Raw genomic sequence first — 12,317 nt, forward strand, 5'->3', positions numbered from 1 at the left:
ACTATATTCCCTCAATCAGTTCTCTAACAATGTCTGGTCGATCAAAGAAGTACTCTTCTAATAACGGAGTAATTTCAAAAGTTAAAATGCTTTCAAACCATGTATTTTCATCCATATGCTTAGGTTTTGCTGTAAAAAATGAATGGCCAATAGCATAGCCGCTCCCTAGCTGAAAATCATTCACAATTTCGTTATTTATCCTTTCAACTGCAGATAAAATCCTCGCCAACATTTGGTCAGAAACACCTGAGGCCTGAACGGCACGCTTCCATTTCTCATTAAAAGCAGGTTTTAGCGTCACAAATGCAAAGCGACGACGCAGAGCTACTTCCAACTGAGCTAATGATCGATCCGCTGTATTCATTGTCCCAATTATATATACATTACTAGGGACGGTAAACTTATCTTTTGAATAACCCATCGTGACAAATTCATCACGTTTATCATGTTCAATAAGCATAAACAATTCACCAAAAATCTTGGCCAAATTCCCTCGATTAATCTCATCAATAATAAAGTAATAATCTTTATTAGGATTTTCTAATGCACGTTGGCAAAAATCATAAAAAATACCATACTGTAGAGAAAAACCGTGTTCATCCGGTCTAAATCCCATCACAAAATCTTCATAAGCATAGTTCTGATGGAACTGGACCATTTCAACTCTATTTTCATCTTTAACTCCCATTAAGGAATATGCAAGACGTTTTGCTAAAAATGTTTTCCCAACACCAGGAGGCCCTTGCAAAATGATGTTTTTCTTGTACTGTAGTAAGCCCTTAATCGTATCATATTGTTTTTCATCAATAAATACTTGCCTTAAGAAATCTTCTTTTGTATAGCTTTCTAATACACCCGAAGGTTGATCGGCATGTAAAGATGAAATAGCTTCTTTTAGATTAGGCTTCAGCCGCCAAATAAAATGCCGATTCTCGTCATACTCCCCTCCAAACAGAACGCACCAGTAGCAAATCGTTCCATCTTCTCTTTTCACCGGAGCTGTGCCAGTAGCTTCCATCACTCGTTTCGCAAGCTGCACAACTTGTGAGTTAAATGAAGCCGAATGCTTTCCAAGAGCAGCTGCTAGCTGGGTAGCTGTTGCTTCTCCTCCAAGTTCGTACATTTTATGAAGATACACTAAATCTTTTTTGCCAAAAATAGAATCATTTTGAAGAAGCTCTATCCAAGTTTCAACACTGATAAATGAATCTGGATCGCTCCTATCCGTAGTCAAGTTGTCTTCTTTAAATGCTTCTAACACTTCAACCATTTTTTCGCAAAAGTTTTCGTATCGAAACGAATCGGAACTGGATTCAAATGATAAATTCGCTTGTCCTCTTTTTGGATGCTGGTCACCATAAAGTAAACCGTAACGGATCCCCTTTTCATCAATAGATAAAAAGAATTGTGGTGCTGTTCGATGACTTGTATGTCCCTTTTCATAAACAGCTAGCCAGCACTCAGAACATCCAAAATTTTGATTCCAGTTGAAACCATTCAACACTTTATCTTCTACTAGATCCAAGTCTTTAAACGGTTCCAGCTGACGAATGGCTTCATGAATCTTACGTTGCTCTTCTTGTACTTTCTGCTTTTTATTCGCATAGTACAGCTGAAATAATATGGTGAAGTTATTCCACGATTGCAAAATGTTGGTGTCGTATTTCGCTTTGACATCATTTTTAATTTCTTCCAATTCAGCAATGGATATCGACCCAAATTCAATGATTCTGTCTAGAACCATAAATTTAATAAGATTTATTTTTTCTGTGTTTCGGTACTGTTCTCTGAGCAAGTGAAGCGTGTCGGAATCTAGCTTTGATATCGCCTCTAGCATAAGTTCTGGCTGTTTCATAAATTTACTTAACTCTTTTGCTAATCCATACAAATATTCGACAGCACTTTCAACTTTAATCTGATTGTACTGCGTACTGCAAAAGAAGAAATCTTGAATATCAAGCATGGTCAAATCAGGATAAGAGTTCTTTAAGTGTTCAAGGGCAATTTCGCACATTTGTAAATACGTCTCATAGTTGTTACCAACGGTTCCAAGCTTCATCTCAATCGCGTATGATTTTTTTAAATCCGTAAACACTTCTTGCTTGTACAGAGGGTATTTTCTATAATCAAATGCGGCAAGCAAATAGGCAAACAGCGGTGCTCCAAGCGAAATGCTTGGATTATATGCTTTCCCCTTTTCCCGAAACAATTCAATTCGCTCTTCAACCGATAAAGATGAATAGATTAGCTGATTTAACAACATAGCAACCTCATGCGGGCGCTCCTCAGCATACTTCACTAAATCAGCCATATTGCTCCAATGTACAAAACTTCCAGAGGAAGGATTCTCTTTCTGCAGCTTTTTCACAATATCAAGCACAGTAAATTCGTTAATATCTTGTCCTTTTAGGAAATCATTTAGACGAGACAAGATATCGATTTTGTATGATTCATCATATGTGTCGCTTTCTTTAAATTGTAAATACTTTCTAAATGATATATCGATGTATGTATCTTTCAACATCTGTTTCTTTAGTAATTCGTAACTCATCTATCATACCTCCATACCTCAAATACTAAATAGTCTATTTCTAGATAAGTGTTATATTCATTCTATCATGGCAGCCAATCATCATCCTTATTCACTAAGCATAAATACGCTGTTTTTGTTTTAAAATCTAATCCGACAACATCGAGCTCACTCAATCCTCTCAGCCCACCGCCTGGCATACGAACATTATAATCGACAAAGTCACATTGTTTGATGACTTTTAAATATCCGCCAACTATGTATTCTCCTATGTCTGTTTTCATTATCTATCTTCTCCTACATGAACGGCTAAGTATCGAAATTCTCCATGCTTTTCATTACTAACAGTTGAATAATGTTGCCATTGTAATTTATAAGTTCCTTTAATAACGATCGGAGCTTCACGACCTTTCGTAGTTCCTGCTGAAGCATGTTCCAGCCATTTCAATTCTCCAGTCAGAATACGGTTTTCATGAATTCGAAAATAGCTGTCAACAGTATTGGCTCTAGTTGGCTCACTCCAATACAAATGGTCATTTGTTAATAGAATCGCAATCCCTTTGATATTATCCCGCCCAGTTGTAATCTTTTCGAGTTTCTCCACTTGTTTAAGAAAATCATAACGACCAATATCTTGGGCATTGTGATGTTTTAATTCTATTAATTGATTTTCTAGCTTAATTGTTAATCTAGCTAGTTTATTCATTAAATATATCGCATGTTGTTGCTCGGAATTCGGGCCTTCCACCCAAAGGTCGACTACACATCCATGAAAATCCTTGTTTTCAATCACGCAAAACTTTTCTTGAAGTTGATGTTTTAATGAATTTTTAAAAGCTTCTTTTGAAGAAAAAAATGGATGTTTTTGTGCTAATTTTTTCATTTCCTGTTTAATAGAAAACATGTTTATTCCTCTCCTTGTACTTTCTAAATGGCCCCAATCTTATACTACAAACTGCTTAACCGATTTCTTTCTATTTTTGTGTTATCTTTTCCATCCAGGACGTCAGCTCTTTTGCTGCCGTAAATTCGCAGCGCTTTGGCCCCTTTCATCAATTTGACAGAAAGGCGCGCGGTTCCCCGATAGTCTTTTTTGTTCATATCGATACATTCCGTGAATTCGTCCCAGTACACGACAGCAATTTCTTGATTGTAATCGCTTAGCTGCTTTTGACTGCAAATAAATGCAAAAACGAGTGTCTTGTTTTTATTCTCATCTTTTAATTTCTTAATCTCTTCCAGCTCACGATCTGAAAACGTAAATGACCATGTAAAATCTTTTGATCCTGTTGGTGAAGTATGATATTTTGTATAAATCATGTAATCATCATTATTCGTCGATACTTCATATATTTGACGACTTTCATTCTCTTTTTCAAATAATGCCGGCGCCAAACCGCCATTAATGAGTACAGAGAGTAATGCTCCATAATAATAATCGGCCTTGCAAAGCACGCCCATTGTTTTATTCCCCCTTTCCATTCTTTCTTGTAAATAGTCTATTCATGTTTTTCTTTTAATGAAAAAAAGCTTTATATAATTCTAAAGGTTCAGTAAAGTTTTACCATGCTTATGTTAGCTAATTTTGTAAGAAAATGTTGTCGAATAATGTCGTAAAAAATCGAGTAGGAGGGAGCGATTAACTCCCGTCCTCTCACACCACCGTACGTACGGTTCCGTATACGGCGGTTCAATTAAGATCATTGACGCAAGTTTTCATAACGAGCTTCAAGACTTTTCAGCCCTTGGTTTCTCCAATAGGAGTTACCAAGGGTTCTGTGTAATATTGGACTATTTGAAATACGCCAATAACTCTTCCGAGTATTTCCCCATTCATACGCTTGCCCTTGTGGTACGCCAAGTTGAATAAGGTTGCGTATCTTTGTTTTCGGTTTCTTCCAGTTCTTCCATAGACACATTCGAAGTCTTCTACGAATCCATTTATCTAATCCAAGGAATATAGATTTGGTGTCTGCTAACGCAAAATATCCACACCATCCCATTAGATATTGATTCAGTTTCTGAATGCGGTATTCCATCGGGTAGGGCATCTTGCGTGATGTGATTTCACGAACTTTATTCTTCACTCGTTTAAGGCTTTCTTTTGCGATACGAACCTTTGGCTCTTTATGATAGGTAAAGCTAAATCCTAGAAACTTACGTTTCCATGGACGGTCGACCGCTGATTTCTTTTCATTTACTTTCAGTCGTAGTTTTCCTTCAATAAATCGCTGGATACTTGCCATTGTGCGAAGTCCTGCTCGTTTACTTTTCACGTAAATGTTACAGTCATCCGCATATCGAACGAATTTGTGTCCTCTTCTTTCCAATTCTTTATCTAGTTCATCTAGTACAATGTTAGATAGTAGCGGACTTAATGGTCCTCCTTGTGGAGTTCCTTCTAATGTGCTTGACACCACACCATTAATCATGACGCCCGATTGTAAATACTTACGAATCAATTTCAGTAATGGTTTATCTTGGATTCTCTTCGCGAGTGTACCCATTAATCTATCATGGTTGACCTTATCAAAGAATTTCTCCAAGTCCATATCTACAACCCATCGATATCCATCTCTTATATATTCTTTCGCTTTCCTCACCGCATCATGAGCACTTCGGTTTGGTCGAAATCCGTAGCTGTTTTCAGAGAATGTAGGGTCATACACTTTTGAAAGTACTTGGGCGATTGCTTGTTGAATCAAACGGTCTGTTACGGTAGGGATTCCTAGTAAGCGAACACCGCCATCAGGTTTCGGGATTTCGACTCTGCGGACTGGCATCGGTTCATAAGTTCCCTTGAGAATTGCTTCTTTAATCGATAGCCAGTTTTCAACTATGTGCTGTCGTAGATTTTGTACGGGCATCATATCTACTCCGTGGCTTCCTTTATTCTGTTCTACACGTTTTAGTGCTTGAAGCATATTCTCCCGTGACAGGATTTGATTCAAAAGCATCGTTATTCTCCTTCCGTGAATAGCTTGTCTTCTTATGCCAGTGGTCACTCCACCCTCCAAGAGGTCCCCCACGGGATTCACCGCTTCCTCCCTCAAGTGAGGTACTACGTTTTCTGTGTTCATCATGACTCACTGAATGCCAAGGGCTATTCTCTCTTAATTGTTCGGTCCTTCTCAGTTGTTCTAGACCAACTAATACTATGACCTCTGCTGACTTCTGATGGTTCAGCTACTTATCACTAAGTAGGTTATGAAGTGTACTTCACGTATCCATCAGACCTCCCCGGGTAAGTACATGCACTTTCACACCATCTATCCGCCTCATTTACTCGATATGACCTTCGACAGAAAGAGCTTTGTTTTGTTTCGCAAACTCACTCAATCATACCTAGCCTTATATGAGGTTCGTGTTCCTCGGACCGGTGTTTTGCCTCCAGCTTCCTTCAGATTCCGCGTCACCACGGACACCCTTGCTCTTGGCTAACCTCTACTTCTGTCTTCGGGGTTCGGGACTTACACCCTATAGTTCATGTACATGCCGGGCGCACGAAAAAAACAGAAGCGCAAAAAGCTTCTGTTTAGAGTTTCTAAATAGAGGGAAAAATTCTTACAATCATTTTCTGCTTTTCATATAAATCATTCATATTTATAAAATATCATCAAATTTCGATACTACCTTTGGTGCCGAATGAATTAGCCCTTCTAACAACGGAGAAGGAGTATTTTGATAAAACACTCTTAATTCCTGCTGAGCACGAGTAACTAAAACATATAGTAATCTAGCATGTAAATCATCCTTTGGAAAACTTTCTTCATTTACATTGACTAATATTACTGCATCAAACTCCATTCCTTTACTATAGTAAGACGTAAGGACTGAGATGGATTGCTTAGCAACCTCTTGATCTGGACTAATATACACAACATCACTTTTATACTCTTGTTTTAAGTATTGGGCCAACCTCATCGCCTTCTGTTCATCTTTATGAATAATGGCAATTCTTTTGTATCGTTTCTTCCATTCTTTGATTGTTGAGACAATATTGTCAAGCAAGTCTTGTCCTGACTTGACTTCAACAAACTGAACAGCGGCCCCATTTCTATTTATCGGTGTTATCGGTTGATGTGACGTACCGTACTGATTGGCTAATACTGTATTAGCCACTTCAATAATTTGCTTGGTAGAACGATAGCTAGTTTCTAATGTTAAAATTGTATCCCGATCTCGTGCAAAAAGAGAATCCATTAATTCGTCCCAATCATATTGACCGTACCTTAGATAAATAGACTGATCTTTATCCCCAAGTATTGTCATCGTTTTCGTGATTTTATTAAGAACGGCAAAATGTAAATAGCTAAAATCTTGCGCTTCATCAACGACAATATGGGCATATTGAATCGGTCTATCATACAGCAACAAATAAATGTACAACAGTGGAGGTAAATCGAAGTATGTTATTTCCTCCAATATATAGTTTTTAAATAAATGAGGAATATCTGAACCAACTTCATGTTGAAACGCATCCAACACTTCATAAGTTAGCACTTGTTTATAGATTGACACTGGATCTGGCAACATCATTTTCTCTTTCCAAAGAGAAAATGTTTCTTTAAATTGCTTTTGTAGCTGACGAACTTTATATTGATATATCGATTTTATTTGCTCAGTTAACTGATTGTATTCGTTTTGTGTTAAACCGCCATTTTTCAAGAACGTGTGTACGATAAAATCGTATTGTTTTGTAATTTCGTCGATTTTATTTTCCATTACATTTTTGAAATGATTTTCTATATGTTGTAGAAAGCGCTCTACTTTTTTTCCAAAAGGTAAATAGTTGTATCCATCAAATATTTTCTTTAATGTTTCTTTATCTAAACGCTCATCAAAAATCGTTATCGGTTGAATACGATTTTCATATTGGTCCTTCATTTCTTCAACAAAAATATCTAATAAAAGAGCCAATGATTCAGAACCTTTAAATTCTATCCTTTTCCGTTCATCATCTGAATCTCTAGTAAATAAAACATTTTCAAAATACCAATTGTATGATAAATCGACTTTATCTTTTAAAATAGTCTCTAAAATAGTTAAAGCTAACTGTTGAAAAGTCATTTGTTGAATTCCTTCCAAGTTTAATTCTGGAAGCAATCCTTTAAAGGAACTAATAAATAATTTGGATGGTCCTAAAATTAACACATTTTCAGGTTTGATATGTTTATTGTTGAACAACAAAAATGACAGACGATGCAGTGCTATGGAAGACTTCCCCGAACCTGCAACCCCTTGAATAATCACATTACGATCAATCGGTTGTCTAATCGCCTTATCTTGTTCTTTTTGAATCGTAGCGATAATTTCCTTAAGATATCCTGTTGTCTCACTTTGCTCTAATATCTCTCTTAAAAAATCGTCAGTGATTGTCAGCTCTTCACCTGTTTCTGTAAATGTCACATTCAGACTACTATTCGGTTCAGCAACTTGTTGAACAATCTTTTTTATTTTCTTATTTTTAATTGTAAACTCTCTTTTTCTTACAACGTCTACAGTTATTTTTGTTTTTCGCCTCGTCTTTTCATCCTCTACAGTATATACTTGCGTAGGTTGTCCAGGGGTAAAGTTATAATAAACAGAGGCAATCGGCATTCGCCAATCCACGACAATTAAGTTTTCATCCTTATCTCTTACCCCTTGCTTTCCAATATAAAAGGTTTCTTCCCCTTCTTCTTCCGAAACAATATCAAAACGTCCAAAGTAAGGTTCTTCTTTCGCCTTTTTTAATAATTCTTGATCCTTAATACCTCTTCGATATGCTATTTCATCGCCTGTTAAACTCGCTTTCTCTTTCAATAACGTATTCTTTCTTTCAAGGAGCTCCCATATGTAATATGTTTGATCTTCTATCCGTTGAATGGTCTCATCTAGTTTTTTTTGCTCTAGTTGTAATTCTTTTTTATCCATGGAAATTTTCCCCCGAAACCATTGATAGTAATGAATTATTCTGAAATAAATTTAATAAGTTGTAAATTTCCGACCATTATAAACATTATTTTACATAATTGAGCATTTTGCATATTTTTTGACCCAAGAGCCATAAGGATTTCAAAGACATAAAAAAGGACTTCACCCCTAAAATGTAGAATTTTTGAAGTGACGAAACAACAAAAAATTCAAAAGGAGGAAGTCACTTTGTATATTCTACAAGAAAGCCTATTTTCCTTTGAAGAACTGCAAAAATTAGAGTCAAAAGAGAAATTACCTATCTTTTTTAGCTCGCTTGATTTACGCCCTTATGCTAAACAGTTGAGAAGTTCTTCACCCCGAGGGGCTGACGGTCATTCCAGAGAAGGGATTCTAAGGGCTCTCATCGCTGCCCCACTCGAAGGCATCGACACCTTTACCGCCCTTCATCATCGATTGGATAAAGACCTTCGTTTCCGTTATCAATGCGGTTTATCGATTGATCGCCCCGCACCGTCTATCTCCACTCTCAGCCGGGTTTTTGCAGCACTTACCAAAAAAAAGCTGGCTGAAAAGATCTTCCTTGACTTGGTACAGTTAGCTCAGGAGGAAGGAATAATTGACGGCAGCCACCAGGCCATCGACAGTGCCGCCATTGATGCCTATGAAAAGAAACAGCCCAAAAAGCGTAGTGAACAAACGGGTAATGCCAATTGGGGCGCAAAATATGATTCCTTCGGCAATAAAATTACCTGGTTTGGCTATAAGATGCATCTTTCAGTCGATACCGCAAGCGAACTGCCAATGGCCATAAAAGTAACCCCTGCCCATGTGAACGATGGAGAAGTCGCACCAGAATTAATCGAGCAAGTGGCAGAGCGTACCAAATCCAAAATTGAATTTCTGATCATGGATGGCGGATATGACCAACTAAAAAACTATGAATCAGCCAAAAACATTGGAGCGCAAGCCATTATCCCGCTCAATTTGCGCAACGAAAAAGAGCCTCCTGAAGGGATTTCTTCCAATGGAACTCCGCGTTGTTCCATGGGTTATGAAATGACTTATTGGGGAGCTGATAAGGACCAGCTCAAGTTCAGATGTCCTCACGCAACCGGCAAAGTGGATTGCCCATTAGGAATGGCAGCCTGTTCATCTTCCAACTATGGAATGGTGGTAAAAGTCGACATCAAAAAGGATGTGCGCCGATATTCCAATCCGCACCGTGATACAAAACGTTGGAAAGAGCTTTACAACGAGAGGACAAGTGTAGAACGCTGTAATTCAAGAATGAAAAGCTACCTTACGTCGAACTCCCTACATGTATGGGGAATTGAGAAAGTAAAGAGCCATATTTACCTGAACGCTATTGTATTACTTGTTTCAGCGCTAGCGATGGCAAAGGAAAATAAAGGGAAGAAAGCCGCTTAAAAAAATTCAATGTGAAAAATTCTGCAGGTATGCCCAAAAACAGGATTATTGTAATATTTTGTAAAATAACATGCTGGTAGCTATTTGTCGAGTGCTTTATTTTTTATACTTTTATCCAAAAAATCTAATTTTGCAAAATGCTCAATTTTTAATAGAAGTTAAGACTTGTTAAAAATTAATGAGATACAGAAGAAGAAAGATAGCAACAAACAGTGAAGAGTATAGATCATGATTAAATTCGTATTATAATCCCAAACGTATATAAGTAAGCGTAAAATAACGCCCACGTGTTTTTTCGTGGGCGTTATTTTACGCTTACTTATCAAATTCATTTTTAATAATATTAATCAAATTATTGTAAAAACCTACTCTATCAAATTCGATAAATTTATTATCTTTCACACATAATTTCAGATATTCGATTAACATTTGTGTTAACATTTCTTTTTCAACTATTTTTTTCTTTGCTGTACTGACAATAAAGCGATTAATATATTTTAACTCATTCAAATAAAGTAAATTTTCTTTAAATAAGGATAATAAATCACTTATAATTTGTTTGTATGTTTTTGTTAAGCTAAAAATGAGCCGCCAACGCAATTGAAATGAGAGCCACTTTATATCAAAATAGTCCTAACTGTAAATAGTTAGGAGGATATAGAGGTGATTAGTTTGGAGAAAAAGCAATTAGTACTGATTGAGTACTATCAGCACAATATGAGCCAACGTCAAATTGCAGAAAAGCTCAAAATGTCTCGTAATACCGTAAAAAAATACATTGAGCAAGATCTAGTAGCTAGACAACAAGACACAAGGAATTTACCAATCACAGATAATTACGTTACGCCTCCAGCATATAAAAAGCGTAATGGAAAAAAGAGAGCTTTAACAAATACAGTGATGAAACGTATTCGCGAAATGATGAAACAGAACAAAAATAAGCGTGAAGTGAATATGCATAAGCAACAATTAAAGATTATTGATATACATGAGTCAATTTCATAATTGCTCTTTTTAAAAATACACAGATATACAGAATTTCTGAATTGTATTTTTAAAAACAGAAATCATGAAGCATTTTGTTGATTCAATTGTGCATTAATACGATCTGCTGCGAGTTTTGAAGCGTTGTAAACAAGTGTTACGATGTCAAAGTGAACTTTCGCACGTTTTCCTGTACGATAGCGAACATTGTTAAGCTGAAAGAACTCCTTAAGATAGGAATTCACACGTTCTACAGCGGTGCGACGTTTGAAGATGTTTTTCCATGCTTGTGAACCACGCGCTGGTGCGGTATATCTTCGCAGATCTGTCGTGATTTTCACTTTATAAACCTTTTGGCAAATCCCTTCGTTAGCTAGTGGACATTCTTTACACTCTTTCGGACTTGTATATTTTAAGGTTTCGTATTTCTTATCGAAGCTATCATAACGATAGGAGTGCTCTCTAAAACAAGTGGGGGCAAAGTATTTATCAAAACCGATGGGTTCCCTTTCGTTTCGCTTATTGTACGCAATAACAGATTGTTGGCCCATTCGGTGTACCTGTTCGTAAATTGGTTCATAATCATAACCCGCATCCATGGTCTGATAGCGCAAAGATGGAAGTGAAAGGCGTTCGTCAATCCCTTTTAGTAACGGAATCGCCGCCTTACCGTCATTTAGACTTCCCGAAGAAAACATGGACTGTAGAATATATTGACTTGATGTTCCGACAGCTAGGTGTCCTTTAAATCCAAACCAAAAAACATTGTTGCCTTCCGAGTTCTTCTTCACCCCCCACGTTGGGTCTTGGGGAACTTCGGTACGTAGTTCATCTAAGCTAACATCTAATTGAACTTCCATCTTTTTATCGTAAAGGGGTCGATTGGCTTCTTTTTCAGCTTGTTCTTTTAGCCATTGTTCGCGCTCTTCTTTGGATTTGCGTCCACGCTTTTTAGGTTCAGGCTTTGGCTTTTCTTCTTTTGGCGGTGCTTGATCCCTGGCTTCAAAGTGCGTGGCGTCGATGGCAACCGTGTCATCGATAATGAAACCCTCTGAAATAGCTTGAAGGATTACCTTTTCTTGAACCTTTTCTAGAATGTTGGAGTCACTTAACTTGGTTATCAGCCGAGAATAAGATGCTTCAGAAGGGACATTGTCAGAAACGAGAAATCCACAATTCAGCTTGAAAACGACATCATCATTTAGTCGTTTAACTAAGTCTTTAACGGTTGGAATTCGTTCCACGTATCGAATGAAGACAGAAATAATCATCGCGGCATAATTCAGCTCTTCAGGTGCGCCAAAACGCGACTTTTTAGTGACTTCATGGTAAATGGCATCTAAATCTATCGTAGAAATAATGGCTTCATATTTTTGGGTAGGTTCCATGTCATATAATTCTTGGATGCTAAATAGACTAGGTTGTCGTATAATGGTCATAAGAAGCACTCCTCCAG

The 12,317-nt window shown here is 37.2% G+C and carries 9 protein-coding genes and 1 pseudogene; 2 read left to right on the plus strand and 8 right to left on the minus strand.

The genetic code is table 11. The annotated features are described in order from the left end of the window. Position 1: 1 nt before the first annotated feature. The 6 genes from UtA1_RS14485 to UtA1_RS14510 all read right to left on the minus strand — a co-directional run bounded on the left by UtA1_RS14485 (position 2) and on the right by UtA1_RS14510 (position 8,446). Positions 2 to 2,551 carry an AAA family ATPase gene (locus UtA1_RS14485; protein ID WP_096551749.1) on the minus strand — a complete coding sequence of 850 codons (2,550 nt, stop codon included), beginning with the start codon at positions 2,549 to 2,551 and terminating at the stop codon, positions 2 to 4. A gap of 65 nt (positions 2,552 to 2,616) precedes the next feature. After that, complete coding sequence (locus UtA1_RS14490; protein WP_096551751.1) at positions 2,617 to 2,814, minus strand: hypothetical protein; 198 nt, start codon at positions 2,812 to 2,814, stop codon at positions 2,617 to 2,619. Beyond that, a complete protein-coding gene (locus tag UtA1_RS14495; RefSeq protein ID WP_096551753.1) occupies positions 2,814 to 3,434 on the minus strand; it encodes a hypothetical protein in 621 nt (206 codons plus the stop codon). The genes UtA1_RS14490 and UtA1_RS14495 overlap by 1 nt, the downstream gene beginning before the upstream one ends. 44 nt (positions 3,435 to 3,478) lie before the next feature. Next, entirely contained in the window at positions 3,479 to 3,991 is a 513-nt protein-coding gene (locus UtA1_RS14500; RefSeq protein WP_096551755.1) for a hypothetical protein, read from the minus strand. A gap of 239 nt (positions 3,992 to 4,230) precedes the next feature. Then, entirely contained in the window at positions 4,231 to 5,487 is a 1,257-nt protein-coding gene (ltrA, locus tag UtA1_RS14505) for a group II intron reverse transcriptase/maturase (protein ID WP_096552558.1), read from the minus strand. A gap of 646 nt (positions 5,488 to 6,133) precedes the next feature. Then, positions 6,134 to 8,446, minus strand: coding sequence for a HelD family protein (locus UtA1_RS14510; RefSeq protein ID WP_096551757.1), 2,313 nt, complete (start codon positions 8,444 to 8,446; stop codon positions 6,134 to 6,136). 228 nt (positions 8,447 to 8,674) lie between these two features. On the opposite strand from UtA1_RS14510, the gene UtA1_RS14515 reads away from it, so the two are divergent. Further along, positions 8,675 to 9,877 (plus strand): transposase, encoded by a 1,203-nt coding sequence (locus UtA1_RS14515; RefSeq protein ID WP_096550268.1) that lies wholly within the window; start codon positions 8,675 to 8,677, stop codon positions 9,875 to 9,877. A 315-nt stretch (positions 9,878 to 10,192) separates the two neighbouring features. On the opposite strand, the gene UtA1_RS17700 is transcribed toward UtA1_RS14515, so the two are convergent. Beyond that, positions 10,193 to 10,477 carry a hypothetical protein gene (locus UtA1_RS17700; protein ID WP_096551759.1) on the minus strand — a complete coding sequence of 95 codons (285 nt, stop codon included), beginning with the start codon at positions 10,475 to 10,477 and terminating at the stop codon, positions 10,193 to 10,195. A gap of 63 nt (positions 10,478 to 10,540) precedes the next feature. Here UtA1_RS17700 and UtA1_RS14525 point away from each other — a divergent pair. Continuing rightward, a pseudogene (locus UtA1_RS14525) lies at positions 10,541 to 10,876 on the plus strand (sigma factor-like helix-turn-helix DNA-binding protein); the annotation flags it as partial. A gap of 68 nt (positions 10,877 to 10,944) precedes the next feature. On the opposite strand, the gene UtA1_RS14530 reads toward UtA1_RS14525, so the two are convergent. After that, complete coding sequence (locus tag UtA1_RS14530; RefSeq protein ID WP_096551763.1) at positions 10,945 to 12,300, minus strand: IS1182 family transposase; 1,356 nt, start codon at positions 12,298 to 12,300, stop codon at positions 10,945 to 10,947. Positions 12,301 to 12,317: the final 17 nt, after the last annotated feature.

This window comes from Ureibacillus thermosphaericus (assembly GCF_002370195.2).
In the GTDB taxonomy this organism is placed as follows: domain Bacteria; phylum Bacillota; class Bacilli; order Bacillales_A; family Planococcaceae; genus Ureibacillus; species Ureibacillus thermosphaericus.